The following is a 21,701-nucleotide window of genomic DNA, read 5'->3' as shown; positions in this document are numbered from 1 at the left end:
GCGTGCTTCCGGGCCGACTCGGACCTGGCGTGCCCGACGCGTCGGCACAGTCCCCGTGGCTCTCCCGGCCACGCCCCCGCGGCAGCGCCCCGCGGCACACGGCCGTGGGGCGCCTTGTGGGGTTCGGCCGGCCTAGTCGACCTGCTCCCCGTTGTACGTGCCGCCCTTGCAGTAGTTGCCCGCCTCATTGATCGCGGGCGTTCCGCCGCCCTGCTTGCACTGAGAAGGGGTGACGTAGGAGGGGGCACCCTGTGCGGTGGCGGTGGCGGCGCCTGTGAGGCCGACTCCGGCGAGGGCTGCCGTGGCGATGACGGCGGCGAGGATTCGTCGAGGGCGCATGTGGTTCCCCTTTCACGGGTTGCCTCGGTCGGGGCACTAGCCAGTTTGATCTTCACCCATGTGGGTGGCGCGTCAGGTTGCGCCATTCGGGTGACAGCGCCGTCGGGTGCCGGGTCGCAGCGTCCGCAACCGGCCCCGTGTCAAAAGCGGTGGTGACCTGGGGAAACGTGCCCTCGGGGGCGACGGGTGGCCGGACGCCGGCGGAGGCTGCGCACGACGCCGCGCCCGTGCGGTGACTGCCGGTGCGCAGGCGATGACGCGGCTCGTCTGCACTCCGGTACGGGCGTGGCTGAAGAGGTGGACCGGAAGGGGCCGCCGCCGCATCCCCGAGGGCGTCGGCGGGACAAGTCCTGAGGGGACGCATGCTGTGCAATCTTCTGGTGAATCCTGTCCGGAACGTTGTCCGGCTGGGTGGGTTCCTGTAGCACTGTGCGCGGATCTGTTCCTTCCGCCGCCCTGACCCACCGGGAGAACGTATGTCCAAATCCGTGCGGAGCCATGCGCCCAGACTGGGTGGCGTGCTCCTCACCGCACTCGCACTGTTGCTGTCCGCCACGGCAACGGCCGGGGCGGACAGTGCGGGCGCCGAGGTCACCGACACCACCGCCACCACCGTCACCGTGGACGACTCCGTCCAGGGCAGCGGTCGGGACCAGTTCGACTACCAAGGCTCCGGCTGGGGTCATGCGAGCGGCGAAGGCGCGCCCGCCCATCCCTACGAGGGCACCAACAGCTGGACCGAGCACACCGGCGACTCGGTCGACTTCGCCTTCACCGGCACACAGCTCACCTTCCGCGCGGTCACCGACCCGGGCCATGGCATCGCCGCCGTGTCCGTCGACGGCGGCACCCCCGTCGACGTGGACCTCTACAGCGCCACCCGTACCGGCGACGTCGCCCTGTGGACCAGCCCCACGCTGCCCGACGGCCCGCACACCTTCACGCTCACGTCGACCGGCCGGAAGAACGAGGCCTCCAGCGGGACCGCGGTGACCGTCGACCGGATCGACTTCGTCGGTGAGGCACCCGTCCCGGGCAGGACCGACATCACGGTGGACGGCTCCGGCACCGGGCGCACCTTCGACGGCATCGGCGCCATCAGCGGCGGCGGGGGCAACTCACGGCTGCTCATCAACTACCCCGAGCCGCAGCGCAGCCAGATCCTCGACTACCTCTTCAAGCCGGGCTACGGCGCCTCCCTGCAGCTGCTCAAGGTGGAGATCGGCGGCGACACCAACTCCACCGACGGGTCCGAGCCCAGCATCGAGCACACCCGAGGGACCGTGCACTGCGACAGCGGCTACGAGTGGTGGCTGATGGAGCAGGCCAAGAAGCGCAACCCGAACATCGAGCTCTACGGCCTCGCCTGGGGCGCCCCCGGCTGGATCGGCAACACCGACAACTCCGCGGGCGGCGGCCACTTCTGGTCCCAGGACATGATCGACTACCTGACCGCCTGGCTGGGCTGTGCCCGGCAGCACGGTCTCGACATCGACTACCTGGGCGGCTGGAACGAGCGCGGCTACGACATCGCCTGGTACGAGAAGCTGCACGCGGCGCTCGCCGCCAAGCATCTCCCGACAAAGATCGTCGCCGCCGACTCGGGCCTGGACGTCGCGGACGACATCGTCTCCGACCCGGACTTCGCCAAGTCCGTCGACGTCGTCGGCGCCCACTACCCCTGCGAGGGCGGCGACGGCGGCACGGCGAACAGCTGCTACAGCTCGGCCAACGCCCAGAACAGCGGCAAGCCCCTGTGGGCCAGCGAGAACGGCTCCCTGGACGAGAACACCGGTGCCGGTGCCCTGATCCGCTCCATCACCCGCGGTTACCTCGACGGCAGGTTCACCGCCTACCTCAACTGGCCGCTGCTGGCGGCGATCTACCCCAACCTGCCCTACGACACGGTCGGCCTCGCGGTGGCGAACCAGCCGTGGTCCGGGGCGTACGACATCGGCACCAGCCTGTGGACGACGGCGCAGGTCACCCAGGTCACGCAACCGGGGTGGAAGTTCGTCGACAAGGCGAGCGGCTACCTCGACGGGAACCGGACGAACGGCAGCTACGTCACGCTGAAGTCGCCGGACGGCTCGGCGTACAGCACCATCCTGGAGACCTCCACCGCGAGCAGCGCCCAGACCGCCGACTTCACCGTGACCGGTGGACTCCCGACCGGCACGGTGCACATCTGGGCCACCGACCTCAAGTCCGGCAGCACCTCCGGCGGTTTCGTGCACACCGGTGAGGTGACCCCCGAGGACGGGCACTTCTCCGTCACCCTCCAGCCCGGCTACGTGTACTCCCTGACCACCACCACCGGCCAGGGCAGGGGCAGCGCCGTCAGCCCACCGCAGGGCCACCTCGCGCTCCCCTACCGCGACTCCTTCGAGCAGCGCACCCCGGGGCGGGAGGCGAAGTACCTCTCCGACATGCAGGGTGCCTTCGAGACCGTGCGGTGCGCGGGCCGCAAGGGCCGGTGCGTCCGGCAGATGGCCGCGCAGCAGCCCATCGAGTGGCAGGACGACAGCGACGCGTTCGCCCTCCTCGGGGACACCGACTGGAAGAACTACACGGTCGGCTCGGACGTCTACCTGGAACAGCCCGGCACGGCCGAACTCCTCGGCCGGGCCGGCGAACAGCAGCGGCCGCAGTCCCACCAGGCGGGCTACTTCCTGCGGGTCGGCGACACCGGCACCTGGTCGGTGGTCAAGAGCGACACCGGCGGCCGGCTGACCACGCTCGCGAGCGGCACCACCAAGGCGCTCGGCACCCACCGCTGGCACAGGCTCGGCCTGAGCTTCAGCGGCACCACGATCACGGCGAGCGTCGACGGCAGACCGGTCGGCGCGGTGGACGACTCCTCGTACGCCTCCGGGCAGGTCGGCATCGGCGTGGCCGGCTACCGGACCGACGAGTTCGACAACCTCAGCGTCACCCCCGTACGGCACCCGGCCGAGCCCGCGGCCACACTCGCCGCGGACCTGCCGTCGACCATCCACCGGGGCGAGTCGGCCACCCTCAAGGCCACCTTCGCCGTCCCGGCATCGGCGGACGCGGCCACCCACCTCACCCTGCAACCCGGTGCCCCGGCCGGCTGGACGGTCACCGCCACCACACCGACCACCTTCTCGAAGGTCGCACCGGGCCACTCGGTCACGGCGAGCTGGACCGTCACCGCCCCCACGGCCGCCGACACCCCGGTGTCCGCCACCTTCTCCCCACTCGCCGACTACACGCGCGGCGGTGTGAAGCACTGGACGTACGGCACCACGAAGACGGAGGTACCGATCCCGCCGCCCACCGGAAGCCCCTACCTGAGCGACCTGTCGTTCGTCTCCAGCAGCAACGGCTGGGGCCCGGTGGAACGGGACACCTCCAACGGCGAGCAGGCGGCAGGCGACGGACAGGCGATCACGATCCGCGGCACCGTCCACGACAAGGGTCTCGGTGCCCACGCCGACAGTGACGTGGCGTTCTTCCTCGGCGGCAACTGCAGCCGGTTCACCGCCACCGCCGGCATCGACGACGAGGTCGCCCCGAACGGCTCGGTCACCTTCTCCGTGACCGCGGACGGCCGGACGCTGACCACGACCCCCGTCCTCACCGGCACTTCACAGCCCCTGCCCTTGGACCTCGACGTGTCCGGCGCCCAGCAGCTGCACCTCGTGGTCTCGGACGGCGGCGACGGCAACGCCCACGACCACGCGGACTGGGCCGACGCCCGGCTCGTCTGCGCGGGGTAGGGCGGGTCAGCACACCTCCGAGCGGGCGACGGCCCTCACGCCGCCGCCCGCTCGGCACGCCGCGACCATGCGGCACGTGGCTGAGCGGCCACCACCGCGAAGGGCGCTCCGGAGGTCCCCGGCGCGCCCTTCGCGGTGGTGGTCAGAGACGGCTGCTCAGCGCACGTCCACGTAGTCGTGGTAGCTCTCCGGTTTTCGGTGAGTGCTGTGACGCGGGTTCAGTGCTTGTCGTCATCGCTGCGCTTGTTCTTCCCCTTCGGGGCGTCCGGTAGTTTGCCCGAGCCGTCGCCCCTGCTGATCCGGGGCTCCGCGCCATCGGTCGGCGGCGGGTTCAGGGCCGAGGGGGAGGCCGGCGCCGGGCTCGTGCTGTGCGGCTGATCCGTCGGTGGTGTGTCGGCCGAGCTGTGGTCGGGGGAGAACCACGCGATGCCGAGCAGCAGCGCCCCGAGGAAGATCACCACCGCGGCGACGGCACCCACCGTCCTCGATCGCCGTACGCTCCCGGAGGCCCGGCCTCCCGAACGCCGACGCTGCCGCGTCCGGTGGGCCGGAGCGGTAGCGGCGACGGCGGACGGGAACGCGTACGTGGTCACGGAGCCGGATGGCACGTTCGTTGCGGACCGTGTCCCCGCGGGTACCCCCGAGGTGGCCGCGTACGGCTCCGGCTCGGGGCGCGGTGCGGCGGCCGGGAGGGGCTCGGGGCGCCCTCTCCAGGAGCCCGCGGCGAACCATGCGGCCGTCTGGCGCGCGGTGGGGCGGTCCTCGGGCCGCTTGGCGAGGAGACCGAGCAGGTAGTTCTCGAAGGCGGGCGGCAGCCTGACGCCCAGCTCTCGCGGGGGCACGGGGGGCGTGTCGAGGTGGTGGTGGAGGACGGCGATGGCGCTTTTGGCGTTGAACGGCGCCTGTCCGGTGAGGAGTTGGTAGAGCACGCAGCCCAGCGAGTAGACGTCGGACGGCGGTCCGGCGGGCTGGCCGAGGGCGCGCTCGGGGGCGATGTACAGGCTGGTCCCGACGATCTGACCGGTCGCGGTGAGCCCGCCGCCCGGGTCGTCCATGAAGCGGGCGATGCCGAAGTCGCCGATCTTCACGGATCCGGCGGCGTCGAGCAGAAGGTTGCCGGGTTTGATGTCCCGGTGCACGATGCCCTGTTCGTGGGCAACGGCGAGCCCGGCGGCCGCCTGGGCGGCGATGCGGGCGACCTCGTCGGCCGGCAGGGATCCCGCCTGGGCGAGCACGCGGTGCAGACTGTCGCCCTGGACCAGCTCCATCACCAGGAACAGACGGCCCTCCTGCTCACCGAAGTCGACGACGCCGACCACGTGCGGGTGCCGGAGCCGGCCCGCGGTCTGGGCCTCCAGGCGGAAGCGGGCGGCGGCGGTGGGATCGGTGTTCTGGGCGAGCAGGAGCTTGACCGCCACCGGTCTGCCGAGCATCTCGTCGTGCGCCTGCCAGACCTCCCCCATCGCGCCTCGCCCGATGACGGTCTCCAGCCGGTACCGGCCCGCTATCAGCACCTGTTGCTTCATCCTTACACAGTGAGACGACATGACCGCTGACGGTCATGTCCCCTTGGGAGAACGGGTGTTGGTGGGATGCCGCAGCTTCCCCACCCTACCGGCGGGCCGACGGCGGCCGACCGCGATCGGGAATCCGCAGCCGGGCCGACCGGAGTGACGTGCGCCTGCCGCATAATCCTCGCGTGTCCGAGACCCCTGTCCCGATACCTTCGGGATCCGTGCCCGCAGGTGTGCCTGCCTGGCTGTCCGCCGACGCCGAGCGGTGGGCGAGGCTCCGGACCGGGTCCTGGGCGCGTCCGAAGTGGTCGGTGCCGGCTCTGATCGGGACCGTGGTGTGGGCGATCGCGGTGGAGCCGGAGCCTCCGTGCAGTGCGGTGGCCCCTTGTGGCCCGGACTGGGAGGGCATGATCCAGATGGGTCTGGCCCTCGGCCTGTTGTTCTGGCTGGCCAAACTGCCGGAACTGGTCCTTGTCGCCGCGCCTGTCCTCGCAGCCGTCGTGGCGTGGGTGGAGTTGCCGGGCGCCGGCTGGGTGTCCCGGGTCGCGAACATCGCTGTCATCGCGGCCCTGGCATTCGGCTGGGCCGCAGCTCGGGCACGGCTGGCCGTGCGGCGCGAGCAGCGGCGACTCGCCGAGCGGAGCTCGGGCGGGCGGCACCGCCTGCCGGAACCCGTCGGTCCGCTGGTACGAGGGACGGTTCCCCTCGTTGCCGCGCTGATCCTGGGCGCCGCAGCCGCGGGGTTCACAGCCCTGGGGCTCCGCGGCATCCACGAGGACGAAGACCACGCGGCCCGTGCCGTACGTGTCACCGGTCGTGTAGTCGGCCACGGGGACGAATCCCTACGTCTTCGCACGGCCGACGCCCGCCACATCACCATCAGCTCGGTCTACCCGGAGGATTACGGCACCGGCAGCACGGTGACCGTCCTGGAGGACGGAACCTGGCGACGGCTCGCCGCCGAGCCGTACGACGCCTTCGGCTGGCAGGTGCTGACCCTGGCCGCCGCACTGCCGGGCCTTTCGCTGCTCACCGCCGGTGCTCTGGCCCGTCGACGTGCCGGGGCGCTGCGTCGCTCACCGGTGCCGGTCCTGCGTGTCCTGGAGCGCTCGGTCCGTGATGTCGGAACCTGGGTCTATGCGGCCGACGACACGTCGGGCCGTACCCCGTTGCTGGAGTGCTACTGCGTGCCGGTGCTTGCCGGCTCGGTTCCGCCCTACGGAGTGGACGGTGAGGTGGTCGAAGACGAGGAGTTCCTCGTCGAGGACGCGCGACTGCGGGAAGCGGTGATGTTCGGCGCCCCGTACGAAGGGGGCGAGCTGGTCTTCGTCACGACGGACGAGGACGCGAATCCGCTGGTGATACGAACGGTCGCGCCGGTCCGTCTGCCACAGCCGGACGAGGACCCGGTACCGAAGGACGCTGCGATCAGGAGTGCATCGTCCGACCGGGCGGAGTCTCGGCTCCAGGACCGTATGGACCGTGCGGACAGCGTTGCCGAGACCATCGTCCCCACCGGGCTGCCGATGCGCTGGGGACCGGGTGCGGCGGCCCGGGCCCTCGGTCTGGTGTTCACGGTAGGTGCCGGGGCCGGCGTCTGGTTCTTCGTCAGGTTGCTGCTGACGGAGGGGTTCAGTTGGTCCCTCGTCCCTCTGCTCGGCCTGCTGTCGCTGACCGGTCCGGCAGCGACGCTGCTCAACTGGAGAGTCACCGCCGACAGCACAGGTCTGTGGCTGGCCAGAGCCTGGAAAGTGCGGCACGTGTCGTGGGAGCGGCTGCGATCGGTCGAGTACACGGATGAAGGGAACATCGAGATCCGGCTGTCGGACGGGACCATCCGGCAGCTGACCGTGCTCGGCTGGCCGGCCGGAGAGCGGCGGCTCCGTATACGGCCGTCGTACCTCCGCATGGCCGACGAGGTCACTGCGCTGCGCAACCACCCGGAACTGCGGCCCGTCGAGCCCAGCCGACCGGCCGACCACGGCCGACCGCTGGCTCCCGTCCTGTTTCTGCTGCTCGGCCTCACCGCACTCGCGGCAATGTGGGTGTGACTGAGGGGAGATCCGCCAGGACGGCGAGAGCGCGGAGCTTCCCTCTACTGGACTGATCGCGGGTGCCCCGGGGCGGGGAGACGAGCGGGTGGCCGGGCCGTCGGCCTTCCCTCTGTCCCTTCTTACCGGTGTTGAGGCGTCTCGTGGACCCGTCACGTGGAACCACGAAGGGGCCGGGCACACTTTGCGTGTTGAAGTCCCTTTGACGCGAAGGAATGAGCCACACGTGATCACGCTCACCAAGGAAGACGGCCCGGCGGACCTGGACGGGGTGACGCACCTGGCCATCGGGGTCTCGTGGGATCCCACCGCCGGCAGCAGTGGCGGGGTGCTGGGCAGGCTGCGCCGCCAGAGCGGCACCGACCTCGATCTGATCGCCATCGCCATGCAGGGCGGTGACCCGGTGCGCCTGGCGGGTCTCGACTCACTCGACCCCATGGGCAACGGCTCGTTGGTCCACAGCGGCGACAACCAGACCGGGCGCGGGGACGGCGACGACGAGACGGTGACCGTCGAGTTCGCCCGGATCCCGCCCAACATCACGTCGATAGTGTTCGTGGCCGCCGCGTACAAGAAGGGCAGTTCCTTCCAGAAGGCGCGCAACATCAGCTTCAAGGTCTACGACGCGACGGGCGGCAGTTCCCAGCAGGTCGCCGACATCTGGCCGAGCCTGCTCACCCAGGACAACGGATGCGCCGTGGCCAAGGCGCAGCGGGTCGGTGCCGGTTGGAAGCTCGAGGTGATCAACGTGACGGGAAAGATCAAGCAGGGGGACGAACACGCTCTGATGCGTTTCGCCGTCAGCAAGTAGGCACGCCACTGAGGCCCGGTACCCGAGTTGTGTCACGGCGGAGTCGACGAGGGGTGCTGTCCATGGCCCGTAACGAACTGCCTGCGCGACTGCGGCCTGCTCGTCACCGTCCCCGATGGCCGCCGCACCCGCTACGAACTCGCCGACGAACACCTCGCTCACGCGCCCGACGAACTGCGCACCGCCGTGGTCGCCGTCGAGGGCGACCGGACGTGTGCCGATGCCGACGAGAAGGGGTGCTGCTGACCATGAGCGCGGTGACTCCCTGTCTCTCGGCCCCGGCCCGGCCAGGCGTGGCGTCCTTGCCAAGCGGATACGGCTGTTGGTCGCCGCGACCATCACCTACAACGCCGTCGAGGCGGCTGTCGCCCTCACGGCCGGGACCACGGCTTCGTCCACCGCGCTGGTGGGCTTCGGCCTCGACTCCGTCATCGAGGTCTCGTCCGCCGCCGCTGTCGCCTGGCAGTTCTCCGCCCGCGATCACGCGGTGCGCGACGCCCGGGAGAGGACCGCGCTGCGGAGCATCGCGCTGTCGTTCTTCGTGCTCGCGGCTTACGTCGCCGTCGATGCCGTACGGGCCCTGACCGGTACCGGCGAGGCCACCCGCTCCCTGCCGGGCATCCTGCTGGCCGCCCTCTCCCTGGCCGTCATGTCGTTCGCCGTCCGGAGGACTGATCCCTAAAGAGACGGTTTATTTGGATTTCATCATTCATCTGCGGCGGCGTGTGGGCGCCGTGCGGGGCGCCTTCCTGGCTTATCTTCGGCCACGACATCCGACATCCGGAGTAAAAATGCCAAAAGCGGATGAAATGCTTGATGTGGGGGGCGGAGTGGCGACCGCGCCCGCCCCGCTGCCCGGCCCACGTGCCGTCCCGTGGCCGTGGATCGTCGGCGTTGTCACGGCCGCCGGACTGGCGTCCGCCCTCGTGTTCACCGGCACTCAGTGGCTGAACGGTCCCGCCGTCTCGGCCTGGCGCACCGTCTGTCTGGCCATCACCGTCCAGGCGCTGCCGTTCCTCCTGCTCGGCACGGTCCTGTCCGGCGCGATCAACGCCTTCGTACCGGCCAACCTGTTCACCAAGATCCTGCCCAGACGCCCCGCGCTCGCCGTCCCGGTCGCCGGTGCCGCCGGCGTCGTCCTGCCGGGCTGCGAATGCGCCTCGGTCCCCGTCGCGAACAGCCTGATCCGCCGCGGCGTCACCCCGGCCGCGGCCTTCGCCTTCCTCCTCTCGGCACCCGCGATCAACCCCGTCGTGCTCACCGCCACGGCGGTCGCCTTTCCCGGTAGCCCAGCCATGGTCGTGGGCCGCCTGCTCGCCTCGCTCACCACCGCGGCAGCCATGGGCTGGCTATGGCTCTGGCTGGGGCGGGACGAGTGGCTGCGGCCCACCGTCCGCCACACCGGCCACCAGCCCGGTCACCAACGCTGGACGGAGTTCCGCCGTGGCTTCCAGCACGACTTCCTGCACGCGGGTGGCTTCCTGGTGCTCGGTGCGATGGCGGCGGCCACCTTCAACGTGACCGTGCCCCGTTCCGTCCTCGACACCTTCTCCGGCTCACCCTGGCTGTCCGTCCTCTTCCTGACGGCGCTCGCCGTGCTGCTCGCGGTCTGCTCGGAGGCCGACGCCTTCGTCGCCGCCTCCCTCACCGGCTTCTCGCCCATCGCCCGGCTGGCCTTCCTGGTGGTCGGCCCGATGGTCGACCTGAAACTGATCGCCCTCCAGGCCGGCACCTTCGGCCGGGCGTTCGCACTCCGCTTCTCCACCGCGACCACGGTCGTGGCCGTGGCCACCAGCGTCCTGATCGGAGGCGCACTGCTGTGAAGCGCCCGGTCCAAGTCGTCCTGCTGGCCCTGACCGGCCTGGGTCTGCTGCACGCCGCCCTCTTCACCGACCTCTACCTGCGCTACGTCAAAGAGGGCCTGCGCCCGCTGCTGATCGCGTCCGGCGTACTCCTGCTGCTGCTCGCCCTGGCGGGCGCGGCCCTGGACCGGAACGATCGCGACCACGATCACGGCCATGTCCACGAGAACGCGCACGGCCACGACCACTCCACCGCCCCACGCATCGCCTGGCTGCTGTTCCTCCCCGCGCTCAGCCTCCTCCTCTACGCCCCACCCGCCCTCGGCGCCTACTCGGCCTCGCGTGCCACGGACAAGGTGGTGAAGAAGCAGAAGGAGTTCGACCCGCTGCCCGCTGGGACCTCGCCCCTGCCCATGACGCTCAGCGAATTCACCGCCCGGGTCCAGCAGGACCGCAAGCTGGGCATGAAGGGCCGTACGGTCCGGATGACCGGCTTCGTCACCCCGGCCGGCCAGGGCGGCGGCTGGTACCTGACCCGGATCATCTTCACCTGCTGCGCGGCGGACGCCCAGTCGGTCAAGGTCCGGATGTACGGCACCGACGCCCTCCCCGCGAACACCTGGGTGGCCGTCACCGGAACGTGGCATCCCCAGGGCAGACTCGGTACGAAGTCCGCAACAGCAGCCCTCGACGTGAGGCGCACCGAGCAGGTCGCTCAACCGGTCAACGCCTTTACGGACGACCTGCCGCTCACACCTTCCTAGCGACCCTCATGGGCACCACGTCACTCACCGAACAAGCTGTCCTGTACGTACTGCACGACGTTCGCCTTCGGATAGAACAGGCCCAGCAGCATGAAGGTCCGGGGGTGAGCCGCGATGTTGCCGACGAAGAAGTGGACGGCGCGGTCGGGGGCGAAGACCGAGTCGTACCAGCGCTCCCGCAGCTTGTCGCGCACCGCGTGATCGCCGTACTTGCGCAGGAACTTGCGGTACGACGCGCCGGCCTCCCGGTCCTTCAGGCCCATGTCGTGCGTGGGACAGTCCTCGTCCGAGCAACGGAAGCGGTACCGGAAGTCCAGCGGCACCCACTCCAGCGGAGCCAGGTCCTGCTCGAAAAGGACGAGTTGGTCGGCCGGCGCAGCCTTGGACTCGGACCACGGCTCCGCGGCCGTCAGCCGAAAGCCGACTTCACGAGGCCGGAAGACGCCGAGGGAAATCCCATGCGCCTGCTGGTCTCTTCTGATGGCACACAGCGCCCGCGGTCCTCCCGTAACGCCCGTACCCGCTGGGCGAGCGCACGGGCGTGGTCGTGGGGAGGCGTCGAGCGGTGACCTGCCATGTGCGGTGTTCCTGACGACCGTTGGCGTGGCCCGCACGAACGCTCCTGGTCGGCCACGGGCCCTGGATTCGCGAACACGCAGGTCCGAGGGCGCACGGGCACCGCTCTTCCTGCGGCACTGGAGACTGCTCCTGGGAGAAGCCGACCAAGATCTTCTCCCGGAGTTCTCCCAAGCGATCTCCAGGAACCACTCAGGGGCCCGATCCATCAACTGGATCAGGCCCCTGACCTGGTACTTCAGCGTCGGGGTGGCGGGATTTGAACCCACGACCTCTTCGTCCCGAAGCACCTTGGGCTGGCGCTCTGCCCTGGGTTGGTGTGCTCTTCGCCTGCGCCGAAGGTCCGTACGCGTCCGCGCTAGTCCGCCGGTGTGCGTCGGCGTTGTCACGCAGTTAAACACTCACGCTTCGCGCTCGTTGCGTCAGCGCTGCCGTCAATCAGGTGCGGGGACTCCGCGCACGGGAGACTCGATGCCCCGCCCGGAGGGCCAAGATCACCGCCGTGACCCAGAGCGCGCCGTCGAGAGTGTCCATGATCATGACGATGGGGTGGGGCGCGAGCAGCAGGCTCGGCACCTTGGCGCTGATCAACCCCAGGCCAACGAGGAGAGGGAACCATGCCCAATAGAAACGCATGTCCTGATCGGGACTCTTTCCCTTCCGAACCCTGGTCCGCTCCCACGACTGGCCGCCGAGACTCATGAGGACCAGTGCGCACCCCATCGCGACTATGGACCAGTCCATGAACCGCAGCATCACAACTCCCTTATCAGGAGGAGGATCCTCCTCCCACGGGTGATCACGGTCAAGGGGCCGACGCCCCGGAGTACCCTGGTCGGCTCTTATGCGTCCGGGGTGCGTGTGCTGGTGCCCCGGCACGGCCCGCACGTCGTTGATGCAGCTGGTGATGTCAGGTTGGATGGCCCGATGGAGCGCATTGAGGCCGAACTGTTCACCGACGGTGGCAACAACGCCGTGGTGCGCATGCCCGGCAGACGGTTTCCCGGGGTCCTGGTACAGGGCGACTTCCTTCACATCCTCCGCGGCGACGTCGCCGAGGTGCTGGAGGCGTGCGAGCGAGGCGACCTGGATGAAGCGCGGGAGTCGGCCGGCCTTCTTCTTGCGAACCTGGACGCTCTGCTGACGCGGTACGAGGCTGCGTTGACCGAGCACGATATTCCGCGACCCTACTGAGCTGTCGGGCCATCAGCTTGGGAAGCTGAGATCATTCGAGGGCGGTTCGGGTACTCACCTGGGCCAACGGACGGTTCGTGGCCTCGTCGGGCGGAGTCGCTTTCACCGTGATTCCCCGCTGTTCCCCACCTCATCTGGTGCGCCTGTGGTGCGTGACGGACTGTTGGGGCAGAGCGAGCGCACGGGGTCGGTCAGTTCCGCTCCCGCCTCTCTCCAGGCAGAGGGGAATCGATCGAAGTTGTCTCAGAGGCTCGAACCAGATCGCTAAGGTGAGCTGCGTGATGGCTGAAGCATCGCCAGCGCCTACCAAGCCATCCTGGGGTGACCATTGGAGGCAGCGCGGTGACCGGCATGCTGTGGTGGCAGGGGCTGCTCTGGGGGTTAACGGGCGCGACCTTTATCGAGGCGCTCGATCTGTACGGTGCAATTCGCCGTATCAAGGGCTACCCCTGGAAGTTCGAGGGAGAGGTGCCGTTCGGCCCGTACTTGCTATCGATCGTCATCCGGCTGGGGGTCGGCGCTGGGCTGGCAGCGGCACTTGCGTCCTCCGGACAGATTGCGGGACCGATCGGAGGTCTGGCGGCCGGGATTGCTGCGCCGAAGATCATCGAACAGTTGGCGCGGCGGGGGCTCGGGCACTCGTTGGTTGAGCCTGCTCCGGACGCGGCTTCTTGGCCAGCTCAGCAGACTCAACTACCCGTACCACCGCAGTCGGAAGAGCTTGCTCCCGACACGGCTCAGTCGCAAGCTCAGCAGGCCCAACTCCCTGTACCACCGCAGAAGAGTGAAGTACAAGGAGGACTCAGTGGGTAGCCAGTCCTTCCTTCACCACCTACGAGTGGCGCTGGCCCGCCCGGAACACACGGTGCCTGGTCCAACGGCCGTAGGAAACACCTTGATCCATCAAGTACAGATGGCCCTGGCGCGTCAGTCTCCTGCCTTTGGGGCTGTTAGGGACGTTAAGGCTGAACGGGTTAGACCGCTCGAGCACAAGGATATGGACGTCCCCCCCGCGAACTTCGAGGGAGCGGATCTGACGAGTGCAACGCTGCAACAGGCAGATCTTCGACGGGCGAATCTGAAGGGGGCAAACATGGAAAGTGCGGATCTGCGAATGGCGGATCTTAGGGGGGCGAATTTGACTGGGGCCAATCTCACGAGTGCCGACCTGCGGCTGGCGGACCTCAGGGACGCGAACTTCGAAGCCGCCGTTCTTGTCAGCGCAGACATGAGAGGGGCCTGCATCAGCGGGATTAATCTACGTGGGGCCGTCATGACGAGCGTGGATATGCGGGGCGCCAGAATGGTGCATAGCGCGCCAGCGGATGTCCAGGTCGCCATGTCACCTTCCCAGGCGCGCACGGATACCCCTGATGATCCTATGTGGGTGGTGGAAGATGACGTCTGGTAGCGGTTGCCGAAGCAGCGAGCCTCTATGCCAGTGAGCGGCAGTCGACATTCGAGGGCGGCGGAGTCTCAATGGGCTCGTCAAATGTGTCTTCTTGCCCTGGGTCTTGTCGGGCATCTTGGTGAGCTGAGTTTTCCCTGTTCAGGGACGGTGGGCTCGTGCGCCTGGTGGTCGTCGTTGGTCGTCTTTGGCCACTGTTGAGGGACCTTGGACGGCCCAGGGACGGCCCCGGAAAGCGAGCCTTACCCGGTCGGCGGCACGGCCTGTTCGTCCACGAACGACTGGCTGCACGAGGCTTCGCGTTCACACTGACCTGCGCTTCCGGACCGCACCGGTGGTAAACCAGTGCACCAATGTTGCAGCGAGGTGGACCGCCATCTGCGCTTCATCTTGATGCTGCAGGCGGAAGGTGGGGCCGCCGGCGTGCCGGGCAACATGGCCTTGCCAAAGCAGCCTGATCATCTCAGTCAGAGGGCCAATTGCACCGCGATTCTGCCCTCCGATTGCCAGTTCCCATTTGTCGGTGGCTTGCGTGAGGTGCGCAAGAACTTTGCCGAGGGTCTCTTTCGTCCCGTTTGGCAGCACGACTGGGATGGCCGCTGCCTCAACGGCTCGGATCGCCTCGTCGTAAGCCTTAGCCGGATCGGGGTGTCGGCCGTACGTGGCGGCCCATGACGCCTGAAGATGCCCTCCGCTATCCATGCCCATGGCCTCTGCGGCTGCGGTGGTCACCGTGGCGTTGACTCGGCGCTGCAAGCGTCGCTGACGCCAATCGACCTCAAAGGCTGAACCAGCGTCCGTCAGCATCTCGTCGAGTCCCTCAACCGCTGCCGCCCTGCTCCCCTCCGGCCAGCCAAAGGCCGGGATCCAATCAGCCAGGCCAGCTTCCATCTTGGCTTCAGGCCCTGCGACATCAAGGTCCCACCACAGCCGCTTGTCGAGGTGCAGCGCCACGTCGACAACATCGAGGAGTGTTGAGGGATCACTGATGGACACGGCCTCGACAAGCTGCTCGGGATTCGGGGCGTCGAGAGTAACCCTTAGCTGTAGAGCAACCCGTTCGGTGAGCTCTGGACGGCCGTCCAGGTAGGCAGTGATCCAAACGCCTAGCGGGCGGACCAGATGATCCGGGACGCCTTCGAACAGAGCCTCATCCCGCGTCGAGATGTGACGGCGCGACAAGGGCTGCCAGGCGGAACTCTCGGAACTTGTCACGATCACCCCAGTTTGCGCAATGCGTCGGCGAGAACTGCAACGTGAAGTGACTTCATCGGGCTGGTCACTTCACCCCGATTGCCACTGTGGCACCGGTGGGACATTCCCCACTCGGGTTTTTGGCACCTCGCGTGCGCGTCCTGCCACCCGGACAGTGAGCTGGGAAGCCCGGTTGGGCGTCTCGCAGCGGGTCAGCAAATGCGATTGAAGCACCATCGTCGGCCGACAGAGCTCTCAGCCTTGGGAGGCTGCGAGCGTTTGGAACAGGTCTGGCACTGACCTGCGCGAACGGCCGGGGAGCGGTCCTCGCGCGCTCGGCTGCTATCACCGTGGTTCCCCGTCATTCCCCTCGTTCTGGTGCGGTTGTGGTGCGGGGACAACTGGCCACAACTGACAGTCGATCACCGTCGGGTCCGTTGTCAGTGCCGGCGGCTATGTTCTCCAGCGCGCGGTCGGCTTCCGGGGGTTCCAGCTCCGAAAGGAATGGTTGCATCCCTGGCCTGTCTGGGGGCGGCCCGGAGACTCGTCCGGGACCTAACCGGCGGCTGGGCTTCGTCGATGGCCAAGCAGTGACCTGCCAGCGCCGACCGCGCACCACATCTGGCCCGGCCGATGGCAGGGTGCACGCTTTCCAACTGTGGTGGGGTGGTGGGCGTCGTTCGGGGGCGTTCACCTCCGTTCGTGGACGGCTGGTCGGGGTGAGGGAGTGGGGCTGTGGTCTCGCCTGAACGTCAACGAACGGTGGTGAATGAGACGGAAACTGAGACGGTGGCGGCCGAGCGATTGCCCGCCCCCTGCCCAGGTGGACCTAAGTTCCTTCGCCGGGGCTGGGCTGGAGATCGACCCGGCGGACGTGGCGGAGTCGCCCTGGACCGACGGGCGGGGAGCGGGGTCAGAGTGCCGGGGGCAGGAGACGAGTGGGTGATCGCCCCGTGGCTTGTGCCGAGAGGGTTCACCGCGCTCGGCGCGGTTCCACGTGATGACACCTTTCCCGCCGGGTGTAGCCCCCGGGAACATCGACGCTGACGGAATCCCAGAAGGGCTCGGACTCGCGAAAGTGGCCACCACCCGTGTACCACTGGAGCCCGGGATAGGCGCTGCGCAGAGACCGAAGAGCGGCCGAGGCCAGGCCGCAGCGTTTGTAGCCGTCGTAGGTGTAGGGCGATTCGACCCAGCCGATCTTGCACTGATCACAGACCACGTACTCGACCTCGAAAGCCAGGTCGGATCGGTAGTAGGCCGCCCGGATGCGCCATCCTGTCCGCTCATAGTGCCCGGCGGGCCGATCGACCCAGGGTTTCGGCGGGGTGGCGGATGGGTCGAAGCGGTAGGACTCGGGGGATGCCCATCGGCGGAGTCGGTCACGCCAGGTCGGCTTGTCCGGCCACGCCTGCACCCACTGCACATGGTCAGCGAACTGCGCCACGACGCGGGCCACCGCTTCCTTCTCCGCCATCAACTCGCCTTCCGTCTCATCCGGTCTCTGCGTCGTCTGAGGCTGTCCATACGTCTGACGGTGGGCGAACGCGTATGCCATATCGGCTATACGGGGCCGTCAGACGCCCCGAGTCTTCGCACCGAAGGCTCCTGTCAACCTCACCGCACGTGCGAGGGGACTGCCAGGGTCACTCCCGGATAGCCGACGGGCAGTAGCGGTGGCTGTCGCCAGGTTCGTGGGGCGTTCCCGTGGGCCCGGCGGCGTCTCCGGTACCGGGGTCAGATCTCCAGGCCGAACTCGCGCCGCCGGTCCGAGATGGTGTTGAGAAAGCCCTGTGACGCGGCCAGTGAGTCCGCCCGAAGTGCCTCACTGAGATTGTTTCATCTTGAACTCGCAGGTCGCGGTACTGGCGTGAGCCCGTGATGCGGTCCTCGTGCTGGCAGGCGGAGTGATCGCCGTCGGGTGATCGTCTGTCACCGCTGGACTTCGCAGTTCGCCAGTACGAGCAGGGCCCGTAGCAGCGTGGTGGCGTGATGGACGTTCATGCGGACCTTGGTCAGAATGCGCCAGTTCTTCAGGTTCGCAAAGCCGTGCTCGACGGCGGCGCGTTCACGGCTGACCAGCCGGTTCGTCTCCTTCTCGGCGTTGGTGAGGCGGTGGGAGCGGGTTGCTTTGCGGCCGGTGATGATGACCGGAGCGTTGTCGGTGTCGTCGTCGAGGCCGACGAAGCCGAGGTCGGCCAGGGCGCCGAGGCCGGCCTCGCGTAAATGCCTGGTGATGTGGTCGTGGCGGGCGGCGGTGATCTCGCTGGCCCGGCCAGGACGTGCGGAGGAGATCCAGATCAGGTTTCCCTGCTCGTCGGTCAGTGCGAGGAAGAGCAGGCCATGGGCCTTGTGTTTCCCGCTGTAGTTCTTGCGGTTGTCCCCTCCGGTGCGGCGGCGGGTGCGCACGAGGGTGCCGTCCAGCAGGACCACCGCACCGCCCCGACGGGCGATCTTCTTCAGTGCGCGGTCCAGACGCGGGGCGCGGGCAGCGAGCAGGCCGAGGACTTCCAGGACCCACCGGCGCACGGTGGAGGCGGAGACGTTGTTGCCGCCGGCCATGTCGGCCAGACGCTGGTCGTGACGGAGCACAGCGAGCACGACGATCGCCTGGGTCCCCGGGGTGACCTTGCGCCAGCGGGTGCCGAGCTGCTTGCGCCGCCCGCGTATCAGGCCGGCGACGAGTTCGACGGTCCGCTTCGACACCGGAAGCCGAACCTGGTAGACAGCATTGCGAGTGCCCTCGGCGGGGCGGTGAGTCTTCACACGCGAACCAACTCCCGCCGGGGGCCCTCGCGTTATGGCAGGAACCGGCCGGTCCGCTGCCTCCCCCGTCGGTCAGCGCGGCAGGTAGCGCCCCGATCCGGTCCGCTTCAGCCAGCCCCGGTCGGCGAGTTTGCGCAGCTGGCCGCGGACCGGCTCGACCTTGCCCGGGGTGAGTTCCCGGCCCAGCGCCATCGCGACGTCCTTGGCCATCACCGGACCGTCCGCCCCGGCCACGATCTCCATGATCCGCTGATACTCCGAGGTCAGGGCCTCCAGCCCCATCCCCTCGACACGGTCCGGCACCAACCGCATCCCGCCCGCACCCGGCCCAGCCGCGACGCGCTCCGGCTCCGGCTCCGGCTCCACGATGCCCGACGGGCGACGTCCCCCGTCGGTCGCCTCGGCCCACTGCCCGAACACCACCTCGGCCGCCTCCAGCCGGCCCAACTCGGCGTCAATCTCCGCCAGCTCCTTGCGCAGCAGCTCGGCCCGCTCAGTCAGTCGCATCCGCCGCTCGATCGTCCATGTCAGCACGTCCACCATGCGCCTCCCTCCCGTTGCGGACCCTACGAGACGCCTCGATCGGACCACCCCGGAACCCGCGAACCGGCCCCTGGCAGACGATCACCTGCTAATGATCACGTCCGAGACCAGCACGAGCGTGTCAATCTCCACCCACACCAGCGGCCCGACCTGCAAGTTCAAGATGAAACAATCTCACTCAGCGTCGTCCACCGGACCTCGTAGATCTCCTCCTCCTGTACGTCGGGACGCGCGGGAAAGTGTCCGACGCAGACCCATGCGTGGATCTTCCCGGGCCCTTCGTCCCTGGGGAGGCACCCGAGCGAGATCATCTCCCTCGCGTCGAGGTCGATGCCCAGCTCTTCCTGCACTTCGCGGCGAGCGGTGTCCAAGGGAGTGTCGTCCCAGGCCTCCATCTGGCCCCCGACGGGATGCCAGTACCCGGGATAGCGGCGAGTCCGCGCGAGCAGGATCCTTCCCGAGTCGATCAGGAAGACGAAGGACGTCCACCGGTTGGATCCGTTGGCCCGCTGCTCGTACGCGTGGTCGACGGCGGAGAGCGGAACACCGGGATCCGTGATCGCGGCTCGTTCGTTGACCACGTCACTGCCATTGGAGGGGCCGAGCACCCTTGAGTCGTTGCCGGCCACGTGCTCGGTGGCGACCAGGGTCACGGACCAGGAGTCCCATACGGCTTCAGGCGGGCTTGTCGTGGTGTGGAACCTCCCGGAAGGAATGTGGAGCGGGCTCTCCTGTGGTGTGGCGTCCCATTCCGAGACCATGCGGACACTCGTGGACCTTCCTTCCGGCGAGAGAACGCTGACTCCGGCGCCGGGCGAGCTCTCGACCGTGAACGAGTCGTACCAGGCGGCCGTCGCGCCGTCATCCACCTCGTACATCGCGTGCCGAACACAGCCCACGACGGAACGTGTCAGCAGGTCCCAGCCGTGGCTATGCACGATGAAGGGGTCGGAGTCCGTTCTCCGTTCTCCGGCGGGCGGCCACAGATGCACGCGGATGCCCCACTCCCGGAACATGTCCAAAGGCAGGCGGAACACAAGGAATCCGTAGGGGTGCAGGTAGGAGGGCGACTCGTCCAGGAACGTCCGCAGGTCCGGCCACCCTTGACGGGTCATCCACGAGCCGATCGCCTCACGCGTTGGCATAGGGGTTCACCGGCCTCCGGTACGCGTCCAGCGTCAGGCTCAGGAGTTCGTCGTCCGCCCCTTGGAGTATGTCTAGCAGGGAGAGGACTTCTCTGACCTCCGCGACGGAACCAGGATCCAGCTCGGTGGCGGACCGAGGGAGAGGCAGCTCCGTGCTCTGGCGGTTGCTCAGCCGCATGTCCTCTTTGGTCGAGTCGTAGAAGGACGAGCCGACCGGGTATTTCAACGCGGCCGTGCCGGCCTTCTCGCGGGTCACGATCACGCAGGTGTCGGACAGGTCGATCGTGAACGGTGACACGGTGGACGCCAGATACACCCGGCAGTTGAGCCGGGAGAACTGGTAACTAAGGAGCTGGAGCCTGATGATGGTCGCGGCGATCTCCGCCTGCGCGCGCTGCCGGGTCCAGTAGTCCCGCCGGTCGGGGTTCGCGTTCCTCCGGTACTCGGCGAAGAAGTCCATGAGTTCGACGTTGTCCGGATCGAGCACCTGCACGTTCACCGAGAGATAGTGCCCCTGTCTCTCGGCGCGCTGGAGAAGGGTCGGCAGGACCGCCGATCTGAAATACCGAGCCGTATGCCCCCGGTAATCCCAGGAGTTGGTGGCACCTGCTGCGTTGTCCAACTCGGCGGAGATCGATCCAGGGGCGGTGACCTGAACCTCCATCGGTCCCTGCCGCTTCAGGCCGTAGAAGAACACCACGAGCAGGGAGACGCACAAGGAGGCCACCGCGGCCCCGGTGAGCGAGTCGACGATCGAGATGATCGTGTCGCTGAGACTCACCTTCGTCGCCCCGCCCAGGTGCGGCAACGCGAACAGCCTGATGACGACCAGCAGCGCGGCGGCCAGACCGAGTGAGGAGAGGTACAGCTTCGTGTTCACGCCCGCCGGGCCGTCACTTCTCCCGGTGTCGTCCATGGGACATCCCCCGATCGTTCGACCGCCAACCCGGTCCGCTCCACCCGCGTGGATCCAGTGGATTCAACAGGAGCCGCGGGTGGTCCATCAAGAGACCGTGAGCGCCGGTGACACGGCCAAGACGCCGATGCGGCGAGGCTTGCCTGTACAGACCGCCGGAGCCGTCCCCCCAGCCGGACCGCCGCACCGTTCCGGCATTGGCCGCGGGCACCGCCGCTGGCCGGCGTCGGCGTCGCCTGCGTCGGACTCGGGTGTGGAATTCGCCGCCATCACCCTCACGACCGCCTGTTCGTCCACTGGTCCAGATAGGAACCCTCGGGTCTTCGACCTGGGGGTTCGAAGTGGAGCGGGTGACGAGAATCGAACTCGGACTCTCAGCTTGGGAAGCTGCGGGCATTGTAGGGCGGCTCCGGCGTTGACCTGGGCGTATGGCTGGTGCGCGGCCTCCTCGGGCCCGACTGCTTTCCCCGTGATTCCCCGCTGTTCCCCGCTCGATCTGGTGCGGTGGTGGTGCGGGAGCGGTGCTGTGCCAGGAAGCGGTTCCTCGCGATCGACGGTTCTGGGGGACCGACCCACCCGGCTGACATCGCCGATGCCAGCCGGCTGCGTCGTGATCGTGAGCACGCCCATCGATCGGCACAGCGAGTGGTGAAGCTGCTGGGACGGGACTCCACGTGGTGGACGAACATCGAACTATCGGACGCGGGCCATGGGTGGAACCCGGTAACCCGGTTCACCTTCGACGGAGTGGTCGCAGGCACGGGCAACGGGTTTGTGGTGGCCTTGCTCCAAGTCGGAGAAGACTGACGCGTGGTGCGTCGCGATCCTGAACACCGCTTTAGACGCAGTCTCATTTGGCGAGTCTGCGGTAGCAGATGAGGCTGCAGGCGATGGCGGTGAATGCCAGGAAGTGGTCGGCCTTGCGTTCGTAGCGG

The 21,701-nt window shown here is 68.3% G+C and carries 18 protein-coding genes and 2 pseudogenes; 10 read left to right on the top strand and 10 right to left on the bottom strand.

What is annotated here, in order from left to right; translation table 11 throughout:
• Nucleotides 1–132: 132 nt before the first annotated feature.
• A complete protein-coding gene (locus ACFY0P_RS39820) occupies nucleotides 133–339 on the bottom strand; it encodes a hypothetical protein (protein ID WP_388924987.1) in 207 nt (68 codons plus the stop codon).
• Nucleotides 340–1,328: 989 nt separating this feature from the next.
• On the opposite strand from ACFY0P_RS39820, the gene ACFY0P_RS39815 reads away from it, so the two are divergent.
• On the top strand, nucleotides 1,329–4,082 hold the full coding sequence (locus tag ACFY0P_RS39815; RefSeq protein WP_388925402.1) for an NPCBM/NEW2 domain-containing protein: 2,754 nt from the start codon (nucleotides 1,329–1,331) through the stop codon (nucleotides 4,080–4,082).
• A gap of 218 nt (nucleotides 4,083–4,300) precedes the next feature.
• Here the strand turns inward: ACFY0P_RS39815 and ACFY0P_RS39810 are convergent, their stop codons facing one another.
• Nucleotides 4,301–5,596 carry a protein kinase gene (locus tag ACFY0P_RS39810; protein WP_388925399.1) on the bottom strand — a complete coding sequence of 432 codons (1,296 nt, stop codon included), beginning with the start codon at nucleotides 5,594–5,596 and terminating at the stop codon, nucleotides 4,301–4,303.
• A gap of 221 nt (nucleotides 5,597–5,817) precedes the next feature.
• On the opposite strand from ACFY0P_RS39810, the gene ACFY0P_RS39805 reads away from it, so the two are divergent.
• From ACFY0P_RS39805 to ACFY0P_RS39780, 6 genes and pseudogenes are all read left to right on the top strand, one after another.
• Nucleotides 5,818–7,647, top strand: a complete 1,830-nt coding sequence (locus tag ACFY0P_RS39805; RefSeq protein ID WP_388924984.1) for a hypothetical protein — start codon at nucleotides 5,818–5,820, stop codon at nucleotides 7,645–7,647.
• Nucleotides 7,648–7,873: 226 nt separating this feature from the next.
• Entirely contained in the window at nucleotides 7,874–8,458 is a 585-nt protein-coding gene (locus ACFY0P_RS39800) for a TerD family protein (protein WP_388924981.1), read from the top strand.
• Nucleotides 8,459–8,536: 78 nt separating this feature from the next.
• Nucleotides 8,537–8,704 (top strand): annotated as a pseudogene (locus tag ACFY0P_RS39795) (transcriptional regulator); the annotation flags it as partial.
• Nucleotides 8,679–9,116: pseudogene (locus ACFY0P_RS39790) on the top strand (cation transporter); the annotation flags it as partial. The pseudogenes ACFY0P_RS39795 and ACFY0P_RS39790, both read left to right, overlap by 26 nt.
• Before the next feature lie 133 nt (nucleotides 9,117–9,249).
• Nucleotides 9,250–10,281, top strand: a complete 1,032-nt coding sequence (locus ACFY0P_RS39785) for a permease (RefSeq protein WP_388924978.1) — start codon at nucleotides 9,250–9,252, stop codon at nucleotides 10,279–10,281.
• Nucleotides 10,278–11,024, top strand: coding sequence for a TIGR03943 family putative permease subunit (locus tag ACFY0P_RS39780; RefSeq protein WP_388924975.1), 747 nt, complete (start codon nucleotides 10,278–10,280; stop codon nucleotides 11,022–11,024). The genes ACFY0P_RS39785 and ACFY0P_RS39780 overlap by 4 nt, the downstream gene beginning before the upstream one ends.
• A 20-nt stretch (nucleotides 11,025–11,044) precedes the next feature.
• Here the strand turns inward: ACFY0P_RS39780 and ACFY0P_RS39775 are convergent, their stop codons facing one another.
• Together ACFY0P_RS39775 and ACFY0P_RS39770 are read right to left on the bottom strand one after the other, a co-directional pair.
• Nucleotides 11,045–11,347: a hypothetical protein gene (locus ACFY0P_RS39775; protein WP_388924972.1), complete on the bottom strand. Its 303-nt coding sequence runs from the start codon at nucleotides 11,345–11,347 to the stop codon at nucleotides 11,045–11,047.
• A gap of 691 nt (nucleotides 11,348–12,038) precedes the next feature.
• The gene (locus tag ACFY0P_RS39770) at nucleotides 12,039–12,356 is read right to left on the bottom strand and encodes a hypothetical protein (protein ID WP_388924969.1); all 318 of its coding nucleotides are present in this window, start codon (nucleotides 12,354–12,356) and stop codon (nucleotides 12,039–12,041) included.
• A gap of 39 nt (nucleotides 12,357–12,395) precedes the next feature.
• On the opposite strand from ACFY0P_RS39770, the gene ACFY0P_RS39765 reads away from it, so the two are divergent.
• From ACFY0P_RS39765 to ACFY0P_RS39755, 3 genes are all read left to right on the top strand, one after another.
• On the top strand, nucleotides 12,396–12,794 hold the full coding sequence (locus ACFY0P_RS39765) for a DUF6959 family protein (RefSeq protein ID WP_388924966.1): 399 nt from the start codon (nucleotides 12,396–12,398) through the stop codon (nucleotides 12,792–12,794).
• Between the two features lie 342 nt (nucleotides 12,795–13,136).
• Entirely contained in the window at nucleotides 13,137–13,607 is a 471-nt protein-coding gene (locus ACFY0P_RS39760; protein ID WP_388924963.1) for a hypothetical protein, read from the top strand.
• A gap of 100 nt (nucleotides 13,608–13,707) precedes the next feature.
• On the top strand, nucleotides 13,708–14,205 hold the full coding sequence (locus ACFY0P_RS39755) for a pentapeptide repeat-containing protein (RefSeq protein ID WP_388925396.1): 498 nt from the start codon (nucleotides 13,708–13,710) through the stop codon (nucleotides 14,203–14,205).
• Nucleotides 14,206–14,505: 300 nt separating this feature from the next.
• Here ACFY0P_RS39755 and ACFY0P_RS39750 read toward each other — a convergent pair whose 3' ends face one another.
• From ACFY0P_RS39750 to ACFY0P_RS39725, 6 genes are all read right to left on the bottom strand, one after another.
• On the bottom strand, nucleotides 14,506–15,417 hold the full coding sequence (locus ACFY0P_RS39750; protein ID WP_388924960.1) for a hypothetical protein: 912 nt from the start codon (nucleotides 15,415–15,417) through the stop codon (nucleotides 14,506–14,508).
• Nucleotides 15,418–16,369: 952 nt separating this feature from the next.
• Nucleotides 16,370–16,873: a hypothetical protein gene (locus ACFY0P_RS39745; protein WP_388602468.1), complete on the bottom strand. Its 504-nt coding sequence runs from the start codon at nucleotides 16,871–16,873 to the stop codon at nucleotides 16,370–16,372.
• 455 nt (nucleotides 16,874–17,328) lie between these two features.
• Nucleotides 17,329–18,102 (bottom strand): transposase family protein, encoded by a 774-nt coding sequence (locus ACFY0P_RS39740; RefSeq protein WP_388924957.1) that lies wholly within the window; start codon nucleotides 18,100–18,102, stop codon nucleotides 17,329–17,331.
• 132 nt (nucleotides 18,103–18,234) lie between these two features.
• On the bottom strand, nucleotides 18,235–18,705 hold the full coding sequence (locus ACFY0P_RS39735) for a hypothetical protein (protein ID WP_388924954.1): 471 nt from the start codon (nucleotides 18,703–18,705) through the stop codon (nucleotides 18,235–18,237).
• 158 nt (nucleotides 18,706–18,863) lie between these two features.
• Nucleotides 18,864–19,820 carry an NUDIX hydrolase gene (locus ACFY0P_RS39730; protein WP_388924951.1) on the bottom strand — a complete coding sequence of 319 codons (957 nt, stop codon included), beginning with the start codon at nucleotides 19,818–19,820 and terminating at the stop codon, nucleotides 18,864–18,866.
• Nucleotides 19,821–19,836: 16 nt separating this feature from the next.
• Nucleotides 19,837–20,766, bottom strand: coding sequence for a hypothetical protein (locus ACFY0P_RS39725; protein WP_388924949.1), 930 nt, complete (start codon nucleotides 20,764–20,766; stop codon nucleotides 19,837–19,839).
• Nucleotides 20,767–21,701: the final 935 nt, after the last annotated feature.

The organism is Streptomyces sp. NPDC001714 (assembly GCF_042892755.1).
In the GTDB taxonomy this organism is placed as follows: domain Bacteria; phylum Actinomycetota; class Actinomycetes; order Streptomycetales; family Streptomycetaceae; genus Streptomyces.
The sequence above is the reverse complement of the archived record's forward strand: the minus strand, read 5'-3'. Positions and strand labels throughout refer to the sequence as shown.